Origin of the sequence: Bacillus sp. RC51 (assembly GCF_044908115.1) — a bacterium.
GTDB lineage: Bacteria > Bacillota > Bacilli > Bacillales > Bacillaceae_G > Bacillus_A > Bacillus_A mycoides.
Window position 1 is genome coordinate 229,069 of the sequence record NZ_JBIYCW010000008.1, and the last position, 18,338, is coordinate 247,406.

Annotated in this window: 18 protein-coding genes; 11 read left to right on the forward strand and 7 right to left on the reverse strand. The window is 34.9% G+C overall.

Features of this window, described 5'->3' with window-relative positions; all coding sequences use genetic code 11:
• The first annotated feature begins 51 nt into the window (after positions 1 to 51).
• The 4 genes from ABH959_RS17875 to lsrB are packed head-to-tail and all read left to right on the forward strand — an operon-like array spanning position 52 to position 4,545.
• On the forward strand, positions 52 to 1,545 hold the full coding sequence (locus tag ABH959_RS17875) for a sugar ABC transporter ATP-binding protein (protein ID WP_404492998.1): 1,494 nt from the start codon (positions 52 to 54) through the stop codon (positions 1,543 to 1,545).
• Positions 1,542 to 2,510, forward strand: a complete 969-nt coding sequence (locus ABH959_RS17880; RefSeq protein WP_404492999.1) for an ABC transporter permease subunit — start codon at positions 1,542 to 1,544, stop codon at positions 2,508 to 2,510. The genes ABH959_RS17875 and ABH959_RS17880 overlap by 4 nt, the downstream gene beginning before the upstream one ends.
• Complete coding sequence (locus tag ABH959_RS17885; protein WP_404493000.1) at positions 2,507 to 3,505, forward strand: ABC transporter permease; 999 nt, start codon at positions 2,507 to 2,509, stop codon at positions 3,503 to 3,505. Before ABH959_RS17880 ends, ABH959_RS17885 begins: the two co-directional genes overlap by 4 nt.
• A complete protein-coding gene (gene lsrB, locus ABH959_RS17890) occupies positions 3,502 to 4,545 on the forward strand; it encodes an autoinducer 2 ABC transporter substrate-binding protein LsrB (protein WP_404493001.1) in 1,044 nt (347 codons plus the stop codon). The genes ABH959_RS17885 and lsrB overlap by 4 nt, the downstream gene beginning before the upstream one ends.
• 63 nt (positions 4,546 to 4,608) lie before the next feature.
• Here the strand turns inward: lsrB and ABH959_RS17895 are convergent, their stop codons facing one another.
• Positions 4,609 to 6,111: a malate:quinone oxidoreductase gene (locus ABH959_RS17895; protein WP_404493002.1), complete on the reverse strand. Its 1,503-nt coding sequence runs from the start codon at positions 6,109 to 6,111 to the stop codon at positions 4,609 to 4,611.
• Positions 6,112 to 6,534: 423 nt separating this feature from the next.
• Between ABH959_RS17895 and ABH959_RS17900 the strand changes: the two genes are divergently transcribed.
• Positions 6,535 to 7,581, forward strand: coding sequence for a DUF2332 domain-containing protein (locus ABH959_RS17900; RefSeq protein WP_404493003.1), 1,047 nt, complete (start codon positions 6,535 to 6,537; stop codon positions 7,579 to 7,581).
• Between the two features lie 280 nt (positions 7,582 to 7,861).
• Here ABH959_RS17900 and ABH959_RS17905 read toward each other — a convergent pair whose 3' ends face one another.
• A complete protein-coding gene (locus ABH959_RS17905; RefSeq protein WP_113937555.1) occupies positions 7,862 to 8,209 on the reverse strand; it encodes a short-chain dehydrogenase in 348 nt (115 codons plus the stop codon).
• 219 nt (positions 8,210 to 8,428) lie between these two features.
• On the reverse strand, positions 8,429 to 8,911 hold the full coding sequence (locus ABH959_RS17910) for a hypothetical protein (RefSeq protein WP_404447155.1): 483 nt from the start codon (positions 8,909 to 8,911) through the stop codon (positions 8,429 to 8,431).
• Between the two features lie 130 nt (positions 8,912 to 9,041).
• Here ABH959_RS17910 and ABH959_RS17915 point away from each other — a divergent pair, with 130 nt between their 5' ends.
• From ABH959_RS17915 to ABH959_RS17930, 4 genes are all read left to right on the forward strand, one after another.
• Positions 9,042 to 9,620, forward strand: a complete 579-nt coding sequence (locus tag ABH959_RS17915; RefSeq protein ID WP_404493004.1) for a sigma-70 family RNA polymerase sigma factor — start codon at positions 9,042 to 9,044, stop codon at positions 9,618 to 9,620.
• Positions 9,610 to 10,608 (forward strand): hypothetical protein, encoded by a 999-nt coding sequence (locus tag ABH959_RS17920; protein WP_088039612.1) that lies wholly within the window; start codon positions 9,610 to 9,612, stop codon positions 10,606 to 10,608. Before ABH959_RS17915 ends, ABH959_RS17920 begins: the two co-directional genes overlap by 11 nt.
• Before the next feature lie 103 nt (positions 10,609 to 10,711).
• Entirely contained in the window at positions 10,712 to 11,296 is a 585-nt protein-coding gene (locus tag ABH959_RS17925) for a TetR/AcrR family transcriptional regulator (protein WP_113937553.1), read from the forward strand.
• Positions 11,297 to 11,307: 11 nt separating this feature from the next.
• Entirely contained in the window at positions 11,308 to 12,858 is a 1,551-nt protein-coding gene (locus tag ABH959_RS17930; RefSeq protein WP_404493005.1) for an MFS transporter, read from the forward strand.
• Between the two features lie 321 nt (positions 12,859 to 13,179).
• Here the strand turns inward: ABH959_RS17930 and ABH959_RS17935 are convergent, their stop codons facing one another.
• From ABH959_RS17935 to ABH959_RS17950, 4 genes are all read right to left on the reverse strand, one after another.
• Positions 13,180 to 14,016, reverse strand: a complete 837-nt coding sequence (locus ABH959_RS17935) for a COG4705 family protein (RefSeq protein WP_404493006.1) — start codon at positions 14,014 to 14,016, stop codon at positions 13,180 to 13,182.
• A 207-nt stretch (positions 14,017 to 14,223) separates the two neighbouring features.
• Positions 14,224 to 15,561, reverse strand: coding sequence for an FAD-binding oxidoreductase (locus ABH959_RS17940; protein WP_113937550.1), 1,338 nt, complete (start codon positions 15,559 to 15,561; stop codon positions 14,224 to 14,226).
• Between the two features lie 217 nt (positions 15,562 to 15,778).
• The gene (locus tag ABH959_RS17945) at positions 15,779 to 16,264 is read right to left on the reverse strand and encodes a GNAT family N-acetyltransferase (RefSeq protein ID WP_113937549.1); all 486 of its coding nucleotides are present in this window, start codon (positions 16,262 to 16,264) and stop codon (positions 15,779 to 15,781) included.
• A 52-nt stretch (positions 16,265 to 16,316) separates the two neighbouring features.
• The gene (locus ABH959_RS17950) at positions 16,317 to 16,697 is read right to left on the reverse strand and encodes a VOC family protein (RefSeq protein ID WP_002142261.1); all 381 of its coding nucleotides are present in this window, start codon (positions 16,695 to 16,697) and stop codon (positions 16,317 to 16,319) included.
• A gap of 261 nt (positions 16,698 to 16,958) precedes the next feature.
• On the opposite strand from ABH959_RS17950, the gene ABH959_RS17955 reads away from it, so the two are divergent.
• Both ABH959_RS17955 and ABH959_RS17960 read left to right on the forward strand, forming a co-directional pair.
• Entirely contained in the window at positions 16,959 to 17,450 is a 492-nt protein-coding gene (locus ABH959_RS17955; RefSeq protein ID WP_404493007.1) for a nitroreductase, read from the forward strand.
• A 216-nt stretch (positions 17,451 to 17,666) separates the two neighbouring features.
• A partial coding sequence (locus tag ABH959_RS17960) for an SH3 domain-containing protein (protein WP_404493008.1) occupies positions 17,667 to 18,338 on the forward strand: 672 nt, incomplete at its 3' end.

The following is an 18,338-nucleotide window of genomic DNA, read 5'->3' on the forward strand; positions in this document are numbered from 1 at the left end:
CAAAAAATCATTTTCTCAAAAAATGTTCTGCATAAAGGCAGGTGACATCATGTGGAGAACGTGCCCTTATTACAAGTTACAAAGATGAGTAAATCATTTGCAAATCAACTGGTATTAAAAGAAGTCAATCTACAATTAGAGCGTGGAGACGTATATGCTTTAGTCGGTGGAAATGGTGCCGGGAAATCAACATTAATGAAAATATTAACGGGTTTGCATTCATACGATTCAGGTGAGATGTTTGTGAAAGGGGAAGTAAAACAGTTTTCAAACACAGCAGAGGCGCATCAACATGGTATTTACTTAATACCACAAGAGCCGCTCATCTTTCCTCATATGACAATTGAAGAGAACATTTGTATCGGAATGAAAGCGAACAAGAAAGAACTGCGAAATAAAATTAATAAGTTGCTAGAGGAATTAGGGTGGAACATTCAACTTCATGAGCTAGGGTTATCGTTATCCATTGCCCAGCAACAATTAGTAGAAATATTGAGAGGATTAATAAGGGAAGCTGAGATTCTTATTTTAGATGAGCCAACATCGACATTAACAACTCACGAAATTAAGAGTCTTTTTGTATTGATAAAAAGTTTAAGAGAAAAAGGAATTGGAATGATATATATTACGCATCGTTTTCCAGAAATCTTTGAAATTGCAAATAAAGTAGCGATTTTGCGTGATGGTATGATTGTTAGTCAGGGAAATGTATCGAGTTATACATATGACTTGCTAATGGAGGGGTTATTGCCGAAAGGTTATAGACTTGAGGAGAAGAAAGAAATTGCACATAAAGAAATAGAGCCTTCGGAAATAATATTAGATGTCACGAATGCGTCAAGCTATGCGTTTCAAAATGTATCATTTACTGTACACGCTGGAGAAGTTGTTGGGATTGCTGGGATCGTTGGATCAGGTAGGACTGAACTAGCTGAATCGTTATGTGGATTAAAGCCTTTGAAATCAGGTTCTGTTTTATTAGATGGGAAATCCATTACAAAGTATTCGGTACATAAGCGAATAAAGGAAGGTATGGTGTATGTACCGGAGGATCGAGCAGGGAATGGTATTTTTTCAATTGCGTCTGTTAAGGAAAATATAACATCCGCATCTTTAAGCAGTATGAGTAGCTTCTTTTTAAATAACAAAAAAGAAAGCGCTTTATCCGAATTGTATATAAAACAGTTTAGAATTGTTGTCCCTCATATGAATGAGAAAATGACGTCTTTATCAGGTGGGAACCAACAGAAGGTCGTGCTAGCGAAATATCTTGCATGTAATCCGAAAGTGATTATTCTTGATGAACCGACCCGTGGTATTGATGCGAAAGCAAGATTAGAAGTATACGAAACGATACAAAGTTTGAAGAGAAAGGGACTTGCGCTCATATTAATTTCTTCAGATATGGAAGAAATCGCTCAATTAGCGAATCGTGTTTATGTGATGAGAAACGGAGCATTCGTCTCTCATTTGGAGAAGAAGGAAATTTGTATTGATGAAGTTACACGCCTTGCGTACGGAGGAAATGGAGGTGTAACCGAGTGAACCGTTTATTTAAAATGCATGAGACGTCTATTATTATTTTATTACTTCTTTACATAGCCTTCGTTGGAGTGATGAATCCTAGTTTTGTTCAGTTTAGCTCTTTATCTTTAATTATGAAATCAAGCGTTATTTTAGTTATTTTGGCAATTGGTCAATCTTTCGTATTGTTTACGAAAAATATAGATGTATCAGTAGGATCTATTATGGGATTAAGCGCTGCGGTTTGCGGGATGTTGTTAACAGATGGATACAGTGCCTTTATTTCAATATTTGCGGCAATTATACTTGGTGCTCTTATTGGTATGGTAAACGGAATTGGCGTTACGAAATTTCGAGTGCCAGCTATCATTATGACATTAGGAATGCTCGGTATTATTAGAGGTGCAATGTTACTATTCACGGGCGGAAAGTGGATTGAAGATATTCCGAATGAGTATAAACACATTTCTTCTATTATGATGTTAGGCATTCCGGTAACGGTATGGACCGTTCTTATCATATTACTACTACTATATTTCTTTTTAATGAAAGTACAAATTGGAAGATATTTTTATGCGGTCGGTGATAATGAAGATGGTGCAAGGTTTATTGGAATACATGTAGATAAAGTGAAAATATACGCGTTTATCATATCAGGCATAAGCGCTGGGCTCGCTGGATGTATATTCGTAATGAATATTGGATTCGTTCCAAATCAAACAGGTACAGGGATAGAATTGCAAGTTATCGCCGCTGCTGTTTTAGGTGGTATACATTTAAAAGGAGGAACAGGTTCTATATTTGGAGCGGCATTAGGTGCATTTTTTTTAGAAGTGATAAGCAGTTCACTCGTCTTTTTAAAAATACCTGCATTTTGGAATAGTGCTATTTCAGGATTTTTACTTTTACTCATCATCATATTAGATAGTGTCTTAAAAAAATGGAAGAAACTCCGGCAACTAGAAGAAAGAAGGGTGAATCTATGAGGGGAATACGTAGCTTGTATAGATGGGAAGGGGTTCTTCTCATATTGCTTCTCGTAGAACTCATTCTCTTTAGTTTCATAAATAGTGATTTCTTAAACATTAGTAACCTCCTTTTTAGTATGAACGATTTCCTCATTATTTCAATCGCGGCTATTCCGATGACATTTGTCATTGTAACTGGTGGAATTGATGTATCAGTAGGATCTATTATGGGGCTTACTTCGATTCTTATCGGAGCACTTTGGATGAATGGCATGCCTATACTGTTGGCCGTTATCATTGCGCTCGTAATAAGTTGCATAGCGGGCGGATTAAATGGACTTATTATAAAAATGACAGATGTAGAACCTCTTGTCGTTACACTTGGAACGATGTTTTTATATGCAGGAATCACCCTTGTTATTTCAGGTGGTTCGGGTGCAGCGGGCTATGAAGGAATAAGTGGTTTACCAGATTCGTATGTGCAAATGGCAAATGGTAGTTTTATCGGTATACCTAATCTATTATGGCTCCTTGTCATTTTAACGATAGTATTTACGATATTGTTTCACAGTACAACATATGGTCGCCACGCAAAATTAACTGGCGCAAATGAAAGTACGGCGAGATATTCCGGCATTCGAACGAAGAAAGTAGTGATTATTACTTACGTACTTTCTGGGTTAGGAGGTGGATTAGGAGGAGCTTTCTTAACAGCGTATTTCGGTTCAGCTCGTGCAGATATTGGAAGTGAAACGATTTTGCCAGTAATTACGGCAGTTGTATTAGGCGGCACACTTATTACAGGCGGAAAAGGGAGTATTATTGGGACAGTACTAGCGAGTATTTTTATAGGACTTATGCAGTACGGTTTGCAAATGACGGGCTTAACGAATGAACAATCTAATGTAGTAATAGGTATTATCCTTATTGTTTCTGTTATTATGAGACGTTTCAAATTACAACGATTCACTGCGGGGAAAAGAAGGAATTTGCATAAGGGGGAAATGTCATGAAGAGAAAACTGGGGATTGTTATTATTATGTGTATTTGTTTAATCGGTTTAATTGCTTGTTCTAGCCAAACAGCGGATAAGAAAAAAGCAGATGATGTGAAATTTGCATTCATTCCGAAATTAACGGGAGTTGGCTTCTTTACATCAGGCGGTGAAGGTGCAAAAGAGATGGGAGATAAGTTAGGTGTACAAGTGAAATATGATGGACCTTCTGAAGCGAGCGTATCAGGGCAAGTAAAATATATAAACAATTTTATTAATCAAAACTACGATGCAATTATGGTTTCATCTACGTCAGTTGATGGTCTCTCGCAATCATTACAACGTGCAAAGAAAAAGGGGATGACCGTATTAACGTGGGATTCTGATGTGAATCCGAAAGACCGTTCGTTTTATATTAGCCAAGGTACACCAGACCAACTTGCAAACTTATTAATTGAGATGACTTCCAAGCAAATTGGAGATAAAGGGAAAGTAGCATTCTTTTATTCTAGCCCAACAGTAACAGATCAAAACCAATGGGTAACGAAAGCGAAAGAAATTATTAAAAAGAAATATCCGAACTGGGAAATTGTAACGACGCAGTACGGTGAAAATAATGCACAAAAGTCTTTGTCAGTAGGGGAGAATATATTAAAAACGTATCCAGATATTAACGCAGTAATATGTCCAGATGCAACAGCACTACCAGCAATGGCGCAAGCAGCTGAGAATTTGAAAATGGATAAGAAAGTAGTCGTAACGGGATTTTCGACACCGAACGTTATGCGTGATTATGTAAAACGAGGAACAGTACAACAATTTGGATTATGGGATGTAAAACAACAAGGTGCCCTCGCAACGTATGTTGCAAATGAAATTGTTGTAAAAGGGAAGAAGTTAAAAGTCGGGGATAGCTTTGAAGTAAAAGGAATCGGAAAAGTGAAAGTAGAGCCGAACTCTATTCAAGGGTATAACTATGAGGCAGAAGGAAATGGTATTATCGTATTACCTGAACGAGTTGTATTTACGAAAGATAATATCGATAAGTATAATTTCTAGTAGAAAATAAAAACGTCCGAATATATCGGACGTTTTTATTATGTCGTTTTTTTAATCTATTCATTAATTGTGAACAGCTTCTTTTTCATTTAACCCAAGTGTGCGTCCTGTTGAAGCGTGAAGCTCTTGGAATAGTCTTGGATTTTCCGTAAGTGACACGCCGTAAGAAGGGACCATTTCTTTTATCTTTGGCTCCCATTCTAGTATACGTTCTGGGAAGCATTTTTCTAATACTTCAAGCATAACGTGAACCGCAGTAGAAGCACCTGGAGAAGCGCCAAGTAACGCAGCGATTGATCCGTCATTTGCACTAACAACTTCTGTACCAAATTGAAGTGTTCCTTTCCCACCTGCATCAGTATCTTTAATTACTTGCACACGTTGTCCAGCCACGACAGTATCCCAATCTTCACTTTTAGCGTTCGGAATAAACTCACGTAATTCTTCCATACGCTTTTCGTGTGATAACATAACTTGTTGGATTAAGTATTTTGTTAATCCCATTTCTTTTACACCGGCTGCTAACATCGTTAAGACGTTATTCGGTTTTACAGAACCAATTAAATCAAGGTTTGAGCCAGTTTTTAAGAATTTAGGTGAGAAGCCTGCAAATGGTCCAAACAGTAAAGCTTTTTTGTTGTCTATATATCTCGTATCAAGGTGAGGTACAGACATTGGCGGAGCACCAACTTTAGCTTTTCCGTATACTTTTGCATGATGCTGCTCTACAACTTTTGGGTTTTTACATACCATAAATAGTCCACTTACTGGGAATCCTCCAATATGTTTTGACTCAGGAATACCAGTCTTTTGAAGTAGAGGTAGACTACCGCCACCGCCGCCGATAAAGACGAATTTCGCAGTATGATGTTCGATTTTGCCACTATTCATATCGTGAACTTTTACTTCCCACAAACCATTCTTCGTGCGTTTAATATTTTCAACACTATGTTTGTAGTTTAGCTCAACATTTTTAGTTTTTAAGTAATCAAATAACATGCGCGTTAACGCACCGAAGTTAACATCTGTTCCAGAGTCAATTTTCGTTGCAGCCATTGGTTCATTAGAGTTACGGCCTTCCATAATGAGTGGAAGCCATTTTTTTAATGTGTCAGGAGCATCAGAAAATTCCATTCCTTGGAATAGAGGATTTTTTGAAAGCGCTTCAAAACGGTTTTTTAGAAACTCTACATTTTTTTCCCCTTGCACCAAACTCATATGAGGTAGTGGCATAATAAAATCTTGTGGATTACGAATTAAGTTTTTCTTAACAAGATACGCCCAAAATTGTCTTGAGAGTTGAAATTGCTCATTTACTTTTACAGCTTTACCAATATCTATAGACCCGTCAGATTTTTCGGATGTATAGTTAAGCTCACATAGCGCAGAATGTCCTGTACCAGCATTATTCCATTCGTTAGAACTTTCTTCTCCGGCATTTGTGAGTTTTTCAAATACTTTAATTTCCCATTCAGGTGCCAATTCTTTAAGTAATGATCCTAACGTTGCGCTCATAATTCCAGCGCCAATTAAGATAACGTCTGTTTTTTGCTGCATGTTGCTCATGATAATCTCTCCATCCCCTATATTGGCAAAAAAGAGTAGGTGTTTTTATATCTAAGCCGTAAAAAGAAAACACCGCCTAGGCCCCACCTAGGTATTTACCTTTTTTGTCTCAATTATATAACCATCTCATACTCTATTATAATAATTAATAGACTAAAATATCTAGTGTTATCTGATAATTTTAAACTATTTAACGCTTTATTTTGTAGAATTCTTCTGCCATAAGGGTAAAAAGCATTGTAGTAAAGCGGAATTTGGAGAAGAATTCCAGTTTGATGTTATCTCAAAAAAACTTACTAATACTTTTATTTTTAAGTTTTAATCTTTAGGAATTTGTAAAAATCTGTTTTTATTACATCTTATTTGAAAAAAATAACAAATTAATGATAAGATTATTCTGAAAATAATTAAGGAGGAATACCAATGCTTACAAAAGAACAAGTCGCAAACTTATTTCGAAACTTTTCTGTGAATGAATGTAAAGGATCTAGTGACTTATACGAATATTTATCAATAAAAATTTCTGAAGATGAGGAAGTTCTTACGTTAGCTTCCTACGCACAACCTGGTCAACCAGTCCCAAACTTATTATTAGGTGCAGTCCATTATTTATTGTTAAAAGGAAAAGAGCACAGTTTAAAAAACTATTATCAAAGTTTAGTTGAAAATGCTGATATAAATTTTGAAAATGCCTTTCACCAATTTAAAGATTTTTGCCATGTATATCGTGAAGAAATAATTACTTTATTACAAACGAAACTCGTTCAAACGAATGAAGTAAGAAGATGTGCCTATTTGTATCCAAGTTTCTGTTACATATTTAATAAAGTGAACAAACCGTTAGCGTTAATAGAAATTGGTACAAGTTCAGGATTACAACTATTTTGGGATCAATATAGTTATTCATATGGAATGGAAGAAGTGTATGGAAATACACAATCGAATGTTCATTTAACCTCTGAAATAAGAGGGGAGAATATGCCGAATCTGCTAAAACAAAGTCCACCTGTCGTAGAAAGAATCGGACTAGATTTACATGTGAATAATTTAAATGATGAAGAAGATTATTTATGGTTACGCGCGCTTATTTGGCCAGAACATAAAGAAAGACTTGAACTATTCGATCAAGCAGCAACGCTTGTAAAAGAAAAATCAGTACAATTAATTGAAGGGGACGGTGTAGCACTTCTTCCAGCCATTGCGAATCAAATAAGGGAAGATGCTGTAATCTGCATTTTCCATACACACGTCGCAAATCAAATACCTGAAAATGTAAAACATACGCTAGAAAAACAAATTAAAGAAATTGGTGCAAAACGTGATGTATTCCACCTATATAACAACATGTGGGACCGGGACCTTCATATTGATTATTATATTAATGGAAACGAATATTGTGAAACGGTTGGGGAAACGGAAGGGCATGGAAAATGGTTTAGTTGGGGGCTTGGGGATAAGACATTATGCTAAGGTAACTCTACTGGTCATGGGCTTTATCATGTATATTTCAAATCAATAAGATGAGGGAAGAATCTTGAGTAGTTCGAACAACATGGAGAAAAAAGCTAAATCACGGTATAAATGGTTACAGGAATAAAAATATAAGTAGCACACAAAAATGCTTGGGAGAAATCCAAAGCATTTTTTGAATCATTATGTAATTCTTTTAAATTTAATCACTCGTTTAACAGTCATATTGTAATAAATATTCGTACAAGAAAAATACAGTAAACGAAACTTAGAAATACATTTATACTCCATAATGTATCATGTATTTTTGCTCTGCTGTTGCTTGTACAATTTTTGAAGCCAGTTCAGTAAGTTCAACAGAATCTTTAAAGTACCTTGAAGAGGTAACTGCTTCATAAAATATTGATAACGACTCAGGTGGAATAATTGTGATACCCCAATAAGCTAAACCATATTCTGGGTTCTTGAATGTATGAAAGTACGTTTTCATGATTGATAAATGTTGATTAAAACTACTGATAATATCATCATCAATAGAAACACAATGATATTTCTCTGGGGTATACTCATTGTAATTTTTTTGATGATTGAAATCATCAATTATTCCAAAATCATGAACACAAGGCATCTTTATCATCCTTTCACAGGTATATAATTTTAATAAGGAGATATTCGTTTACGTTTAAATCATTGTATTCTTTATATAGAGGGTAACATGAATTGACGAAAACCTTTCTTTTTCACTAAAAGAACTTAGAAATTAACCTGCTAATTTAAATGATGATAATGTATATTGTTATGCTAATTTGTAAACTATCTTCGATGCTTCTTCACGAAAATCAACTTTTTATTTATTTTTGAACTCATCAGGAGTCCAAGTAGCGATTTCATTTCCAGGTGCAGCAACTACAAGCCAATCCTCAAATTGGACCCCAGCTTGCCAGCATTCATAATAGTCATGAAAACCATTTACAAACATGATTTGCCCATTTTCAAATGTAATAATTAAATGCGGAGTTGCCTTACCTAATTGTATGTCTGTAACTTTTTTTCTTCTCATTTCAAATATTCTCTTATATTCTTCTTCCTCAGTATAATCGTCAAATTCATCCTCATTAGATGGATATTTTTCAGGTGGAGTATTAAATAAACACCATTTCGATTCAATGTTGACATGTAATTGTCCATCATAATCCACTGCAGCTTCAAAATCTGTAAAAAGAATCTTTATAGTTGCTGAAGAAATACCAAATTGAACCCCATCAACTTTCGCTCCTATAAAGAGTTGTTTTAATACCTTTTCAGCATAAATTTTGTCTTCTTTGTTCATTATACGAATCCTCCTTTCTGTAAAATATATATTATATTTTTATTGTAATAAATAAATTTTTGTGTAAAATGAACCTTTTGTGTGAAACGGACGAATATAGTGTGAAAGATCATGAGAGGGGAACGTAATTTTGGATGAAGTAGAATTTAAAGAATGGATATATAAAATGGAGTCCGGAGACCAAGAAGCCTTTCAAGTTATTTATGAATACACCTGTAAAGATATTTATAGAACAGTAGTATTTTTATTAGGGAATCAACACCAAGATGTAGACGATATAGTTAATGAAGTGTACATCAAAATGTGGAAGTCAGTAACGAATTATGATATGAACCGTTCATTTCGTTTTTGGTTACATGGTATCGTTGTAAAACAAGTGCAAGATTGGCGTCGTAAATCGTGGCGGCGATTTCGAATCTTTGAAAAGAAGAAAATGTATGAGCAAGACAGGTCTTATATAATGGATGAGGGCATTTTACATAAAGAAACACGTAATGAATTAGCAGAAGTTGTACAAAAATTATCGTATAAGCATCGTGAAGTCGTTATTATGCGTTATTTCCATGAATATAGCTTAGATGAAATTGCAGTGCTTCTTCAAATCCCTGTTGGCACAGTGAAATCTCGATTACATACAGCGTTAAAACGATTAAGGACAGAAATGGAGCATATGCCAGACATAAGGGAGGGAGAAGTAAATGGATTTTGAAAAATATATAACGAATGAATTGAAAAGAAAAGCGGGATCAATCGAACCAACTGCTAATCTAGAAAATAAAGTACAAACTTCTTTTCATAAATATCAACAAATGAAAAATAAAGGAAAAACTTCTATGAAGAAAAAGTTATTATTTGGCTTTATAGCTGCGGCTGTTCTTATACCAACCGGTACTTTTGCGGGTACAACATTAATGGATAAAATTGTTGGGACACCAGAAGAAGCAAGGCAAGATATGGGAATGACTGAGGATGGTTATAATGGGGTAATGGAACGTATAGAAATTGCTAAAAGTATATTTACAGAAGAGGACTTTGAAAAGTATGTTGCTTTATTACAGGAATCGTACCATTTTTATAAGAAAGTAAGTGTCGTAGAGAATGGAAAAAGACAATATACAGCAACCGATCGTCTAAATGCTGATGAAGAAAAAAGAGATAAAGAGGTAATGGAACAATTAAATACATATGAAGATAGAATAAATCAGCATTTTACCTATACTTTTGAACAAGCTGAAAAAATAACTGGTTTTCCGATTAAGCATCCTACATATATTCCAGTTGGACATCAACTAGTATTTGAAGAGGTAAAAGCCGAAGCGACATTAGGAAAACCTATGCCGCTTATTACGATGAGATATGAAAATCGTAATGTAAAAAAACAGCCACATACTTCAGATGCAGAATTAGGTTTTACAATTCATCTTTTTGAAATCATTGAGGGAGAATATAAAGATTATTTTATTGACAGGCCATTTGATAAACCCTCTGAAAGAGGACCTAATTTTTCTGGAGATATAAAGAAATATAAACTAAATGGGTATGATGTTACATTTGGAGAGTATAAAGTGTCACATGTACGGGCTATGAAAATGGTTGTACCTGCAAAAGAAGGGGAAAATGCATATCAAGTGTATATAAACGATAGTATGTTATCTAAAAAAGAACTGGAGAAAATTTTACTTTCGGTTGTTGAATAGATAATGAAATTTCAGAAAAATGAAAGTAACTAGTTACTTTCATTTTTCTTTTATGATAATATGTTAGTAATCACTTACTTACATATTGGATGGAGGAATAAAAATGGGGAAATTAACAGCGCGAGAGAAAGTTATGGAGGCTGCTACTTTATTATTCGGTGAGAAGGGGTATACAGCGACAACAATTCGTGAAGTGGCAGAAAAAGCTGGGGTAAGCGAATTAACGATATTCCGTAATTTTAAAAATAAGGAGAACCTATTTAGAGAAAGTATTATTTTACGCACGACACCAGTGGCTTTGTTAGAGGAAATAGAAGAGCAATTTACTGGTGATTTACAAAAGGACCTTACGAAAGTGGCAGAAACATATATTCAAATCAATTTGCCGAAGCTAAATTATATTTGGGCTGCGTTAATAGAATCAAGACAAAATAGTGAAATGAAAACGTTACTGCATGAGTTGAATTCACATTTAGTAGATCATTTAGAAACCTATTTAAAACAACTTGGAGAGAAGGGGCATATTGCTTCATGTAACTATCGTTTAATAGCGAATATGTTTTATGGACAACTGTTTTTATACATTATGAATGTTAGTATAGCGGAAGAAGAAATTCAGTTAGAAGAGTATATAGGGACATGTGTAAATTTATTTATGAATGGGATTTCAAATAAAGAAAACGAATAGGGGTAGGGGAATTGAGGAATACATTTGCATTAATTGCTTTAATTGCAGGGTTTTTTATGGCAATTTTAGATTCAAACATTGTGAATATCGCATTACCAGAAATGACAAAGACATTTCATACGTCAATTGACACCATTTCTTGGATTGCTAATAGTTATAACGTTGCCTTTGTATCGTGTTTATTAATTGCAGCACGTCTTGCGGACCAGTTTGGTCGCAAGAAGCTGTATATTATCGGTTTATTAGGGTTTTCTATTAGTTCACTAATGTGTGGTATTGCCACTTCTTTTCATACATTAATAGCCTTTAGGATAATACAAGGAATCTCAGCAGCGGTTATCGTACCAGTTGCTATGCCTCTTGGTCTAAAGTTAGTACCGAAAGAGAAACAAGGTATGATAGGCGGTATTATGGGGGCTTTCGGAGGGTTAGCAGCGGCAATTGGGCCTTCACTAGGTGGTGTTTTAACTGATAAATTGAATTGGAGCTGGGTGTTTTTTATAAATGCCCCAGTAGGTATATTATCTTTAATCTTCGTGATTCTTTGTATTAAAGAATCGTATGATCATACTGCAAGTTCTAAAATAGATTGGGCGGGTATGATTACTTCTGCATCTGCACTATGCTTACTTGTATATGCACTTATACAAGTAAATACAAATCAATTAAGCACGTTAAGCTTAATTCTTCTTTTTATGCTCTCATTAATAAGTTTTATATTATTTTTCATTATCGAAAAGAAAAGTAATAATCCGATGTTACCTTTAAAGTTGTTTTCATATAAAGAGTTTTCAATTTCAAATTTTTCCTTATTTTTCGTTGGTATGGGATTAATGAACTTTCTATTTATACTTGCTTTTTATTTCGTTCAAGTAGAAGGTATGTCTGAGCTACAGTCAGGCTTAATTATTAGTACTTTAGCAATTGTTTCAATGATTGTTACAGGGTTAGTAACACCAATTGCGGCGAAACGAGGTAGTTTATTAATAGGTAGTATAGGGATAATTGCTTTTATTATAGCCTCGTATTTATTTAGTCATATAGATTCAAACTTTACTACATGGGATTATATATGGCGATTAGTGATCGTTGGAATTGGAACAGGGTGCACATTAGCACCGTATACAACAACTGCGGTTTTAAGTGTGCCAGCGGAGAAAACAGGTGTTGCTTCAAGCGTATGTAATATCTCTAGAACGGTCGGAAGTATTGTAGGGGTAGCAATACTGGTCATGTTTTTGAATCATCAATTGTTAGTTGAAAAAGAAAAAGTAAATAAAGAAGTAATGACTGTGATTGAAAAAAGTAATGTAACAACTATAGAAAGAGAACAGGTGTTGCAAGCGATGAAAGGAATTGATAAAAATAAATACAGCATATTAAAGTCTGAAGAGGCTAACAAGTTATACGAACAGATGAAGCAGCAACATAAACAAGGAATTGTATATAGTTTTAATAAAACATTTTTAATGGGTGCAGTTATCTTTACTTTAGCGCTCATTAGTAATGTAGTTAGTATGTATGTTAGTAGGAAAAAAGGTACAATTTCGTTAAAAGGTTAGTTTTGTTCACATAATATTATTATGTAAATAAAATGACTAATGTACACCTAGTTAAATATTTTTACTTTTACTATGGTTACAAAAGTATGGTGTCCGCAGGAGGGATTATATAAGTAAACACAAAAAAATCATAGAGACTTCAGACAGTATTAGGGAAGAATCATCCAACACAAACATATAAAAAGCTCTAGAAGCATTTTTTCCGGATGGAGTAGATTTGTTTTATAAAAAGGCAATACGACCAGTAGTATTGCCTTTTTAAATTTGTACTAACGATTATGAAATCATGTCAACTATTTTAAGGTTCAGATAAAATATATATTAATGTACGCTCGGGTTCGCGTCTTTTTTCGTCTTAGTCAAATAAATAACTAAGCTCAAAATTGTTACGAGAAAGATTACGCTTGTTCCCACTGTACCGAGACCAAGACCACCGGCATCGTGAGGCTGTGATAAATAATCTCCAAAAGAGGCGCCGAAAGGACGAGTTAAAATATAAGCGATCCAAAAGGCCAACACTGCATTTAATTTGAAGCGATAGTAAGCGACGGTTACAGCCCCAATTAATGCGGCAAATATGAGCGCTGAAATCCAGTAACCTAAGTTGAGACTTTCTGCTACGAGATCACCAGCTGCAGTACCTAATGCGAAGGTGAATAGGATAGCCAACCAGTAGAATACTTCACGTTTTGTTGTGTAAATAGAGTGAATGGACAGTGTCTTCTCACTCACATACCAAGCAGCAAAAGTTGCCAGTAGCAAAAGGGTGAAAACGATGGTTGTAGTCTCTAAAGCGACCCCGAAGTTGTCCGTAAGATTGTCGGTGACTAGCGTACCAACAACACTAATTAGCAAAACAGTGAGCCAGTAAACCGAGGGAACATACTTCTTCAACCTGAACTGGAAGAACAGTGTTATAAACAAGAGAGCACTCATAACAAAGGTCGTTTTAGTCAAGCCGAAGTTCAAGTTTGTATTTAAGAAGTCCGCGCCTGTTTCGCCCACTGTAGTTGCCATGATTTTGATAATCCAGAAGAAAATCGTGACTTCTGGAACTTTGCTCAGCATTTGCCAACCTCGTGATGAAACAGAAGTGACTTCATCAGGAAGAGGGATATTATCTCTATTCTTATTTTGGTCCGTCTCATAATTTTTCATATATGATTCCTCCTTACTAGTTATTTATGTATAAACTGAGTGTAACTAATAAGAATGAGATTCAGATGAAATTAGGATGAAAAGAACATTAAAAAAAGAAATGAAATACATCCAGCATAGAAAAAGAACGATTCTTCCCATAATTTTTATGGGGAAAATCGTTCTTTTTTTGCTAGAAATATAAACTATAAATTTCAGTATCGACTATTAAAAGGGCGGAATACTTTGCGGGAAGTTGAAAATGTTTTTTGGGTCATATTTAGCCTTTACTTCCATTAACCTATCAAAGTTACAGCTATAGTAAGCATCTGGCCAATCTTTAATGGAAAGGTCAGGTGTATTAACGTAAACGCCTTTTGTGTATGGTAACATTGCTAATCGGAAATCTTCGGTCCATCGAATGCTTGCGGCAGCACCTTCTTCTTGATCCCAAGTGGAGAAGATTGACATGTTCGAAAGTGCTTTTCGGTAAAAATATGCTGTAGAATCGTTCGATACGTCTGCTACGGCTCCGCCTAAGCCATGGAAAAATAGAGAGGTTGTTGCATGCTGCGGTGAATTGTTTATAAAGTGCTCGATGATCGTGAGTGCTTCTTCAGGCAATAGTGCATACAAATATGGACCTACACTTTTAAATGGTAAAGGCGCTATAGGTTGTGTTGCAGCAATTCGTGTTGCAGCTTCTACCCAAGGTATTTCTTCTATAGTTACTGTTAACGGTGAACCAGCTTGTAATAATGGCTGCAGAAGTGCTTGCAATTCCTGAACTGAACCTAGGAATACTCCTTGCATCAATAACGATGGTTCCACCCCTGAAGACATGAAGAGGGTGCTTGTAAATCGCTTATCAGCGCAAGGAAGAGTGTATTCTTGCCAAGAATTTAGTACAGATTTTAAATCTTTTAAGTCCCAGCTTATTTCCGCAAATCCCACTGTATTAATTTTATGTGTTCGAAACTTGAAGGAAGTACATATTCCAAAGTTACCACCACCCGCACCTCGATATGCCCAGTAGAGATCCGAATTATGATTAGCGTTGGCTCGTATAATACAACCGTTCGCGTCAACCATCTCTAGCTCAATTAAATGATCAAGAGTTAATCCCCATGGACGGGAGAGTATACTATGTCCACCGCCTAATGTCACACCTGCAATACCAGGAGTAGGACAAACGCCGCTTGGCACAACTAACCCTTCAGCTGCGAGCGTTTCAGTTAAAGAAAGGTTTCTCCATCCAGTTCCGATTGTAACAGTCCCACCATTATGATCTATTTCTAATTGCTTCATTTCACTTACATCAATTACAATTCCAGCATTGTTAACGGATAACCCTTCGTAATTATGACGACCAGAGCGCATGCGCATAGGTACGTTATGCTGTCTCGACCAGCGAACTGCATTTACTACATCCTGTGTATTTTGAGCAAAGACAATGATTAATGGGAATTTGTTGAAAAATGTGTTGAATTCCTCTCTAGCGGAATTATATTCTGGATTTCCGGGAGTTACGATACGTCCTGTAAGTTCAATATTTTGATTACTCATTTAAGTCTTCTCTCCTTGTCACATAATAAAATAGCTAAAATGTTAGTCGTCAGGTGTAAAATCAAATAGAAAAATAGAACTGACTATACGTTATAAGTAGATGAATGAGTGAGGGGGATTATTCCTAGAATGGGATTTTCGGGCCTATCGGGGAATCGAGATAATAAATAAAAGGCAACACTACATGTATCTCAAATGCAGCATTGCCTTAATAAAGTTAAATATATATACTTAAAATTTCCCCAGGTAATCCATCAATCTCACAAACTACATCTGATGTAAAACCAACGTTTATTAATATTTTTCGAGAGGGGATATTATTTGGATCGATAATTGCCTTTAGTACGTTTACATCTGTCTGCTTCGCTATTTCAATTAATTCTCTTGCAATATAACTACCATATCTTTTTCCCCAGTGCTCTGGCAAAATCATATACCCAATTTCAGCTTCTTTTACATTATCTTCATTCACTGTTACATGTCCAAGGCCGATAAATTCATTTGTTGCACTGTCATAAACTTTATAAGACCCAAACAGTTTATGCTTTTCATTGCGCCTTAACAATTTTTCATAGTCGTTTTGTGCCTCTTCTAGCGGAATAGCACGCTCTGTAATTTGTGCCATCACTCTTTCATTTGATACGAGCTGGAAATATGGACTAAAATCTGTTGCTTCAAATTTTTTGAAATGCAGTTTATGCATAGGGTTCCTCCAAACGAATTTTTATTTGTTCTTCAGAAAAGATAAACGATAGTTAAATAGTGATCTCTATTTGATTGCCTTCCGGATCACTAATTACACTTTCGTAATAGCCATCTCCAGTGAAACGTGGTCCATTTAATAAAGGAGAACCAGCTTCTTTTAACGTTTTTGTTAGTTCATTTACACGTTCTTCACTTCCAACTGAGAATGCCATATGTGCATAACCAGTAATATTAAGGTTAGGCTCATTTTCTATACCTTTTTTACGCATAAGTTCAAGCCTTGCTCCAGATTCGAACGTAATAAAATAAGATTCAAATTGCTTTGCTTCGTTATGATATAAAGAGTTTGCTTTACCATTAAAGTACTTTGTATAGAAAGTACGCATTAATTCTAAATCATTTACCCAAAGTGCTATATGTTCGATTTTCATTCGTTTCACCAATCCTATCTTTATGTAAATTTGAAAATATGTACTCTGTAATAATTAGCGAAATTCAACAACACTAATTAGATGTTCACTTTATTAAATTTGCATGCATATTGCAAGAAATAAGAATGGACGTTAGGAAAAAGCGGATTGTAATGAAAAAATTTTATTAATGGTATTAGATGATTTTTAAGTCATAACATGCATACAATGTCTAATTAAGTGAATTACGTACGTCAAAATTTCAAATAAGGAGGGACATTTGTGGGGCAATTTGAACAAATGGTGATTGTCGGTAGTTCCATGTCTTTTATACTGTCTATTATGATATTAGGGTCTATATATTATAATCCTCGCCTTTGGTTAAATGATTATCCGAAAGATATTCAAAAAGTAGTTTTGCCAAAATCGATAAATGAGAAAAAACAAACATTTTATTTCGGAATTATTTACAATATTATTCTCTTCGGAACGCCTTTAGTTTCTACATATATACTACATCACCATGGAAAATTATTGTATATTGAAGCCTATTTACATACTTTTGGGATTGTAATGATTTTCAATTTAGTAGATTTATTAATAATCGATTGGCTTATATTTTGCTGGATTACTCCGCGGTTTGTTGTTATTCCTAGTACTGAGGGAATGAAAGGATATAAAGACTATAAGTTTCACTTAAGAGGTGCAATAGCTGGAACGCCATTTTTAGCAATTGTAAGTTTATTTTTGGCAGGAATTGCGACAACTATCTAGTGTGAAGTAGAAGGTCATGAAGAGTTTATAGAAGATAAGGAGATTTATAATGTATAGAATTAGAAATGAAAATTTGATAATATTGGAGTAGGAAGTTTTAAAAACAATATATTAAGTGGTATTAATATATTGTTACAAATGTTTTGATACTCTGTGGAATTCCCTAATTTTATGGAAGGATTTCATAGAATTCAAAAAAATGTAATGGAGGCTATTATGAAAAAAGTAATTGGCGCAGCAACAGCAACGTTTTTTGGATTGGGGGCATTTACTACAACTGTTACCGCAGAAACGATCGTAACAGCAGATGTACTCAATGTACGTGAAAAACCGACTACAGAATCAAAAGTTGTCGAAAAAGTAAAAAATGGGCAAGAGTTAAAAGTCATAAATACCGAAGATGGGTGGTCAAAAATTGAGTTAAATGGTAAAGAAGTATTTGTAAGTTCGGAGTTTACAAAAGATATTTACCATGTAACAGCAAATTTGTTAAATGTACGTACTGAAGCAAACACAGAATCAGAAATTCTTGGCAGACTGAAACAAGATGATGTAATTGAATCAACACATCAAGTAAAAGATGGATGGCTGCAATTTGAGTATAAAGGAAAAACAGCTTATGCAAATGTTTCTTTCCTATCAAGTACAGCACCAATTGAAAAGAAAGCTGAAGAGAAAACGAAGCGAGTAGCGAAAGTACAAAAAGCAGTTAAAGCAAAGGAAGAAGTAAAAACGCAGAAAGAAGCAAAAGTACAAGAAATAGCAAAAGCGAAAGAAACAACAAAAGAGCAGAAAGAAACGAAAGCAGAAGAAATAGTAAAGCCTAAAGAAGAAGCGAAAGTAACAGAGAGAGTAAAAGTTAAGGAAGAAACGAAAGCAGAAGAAATA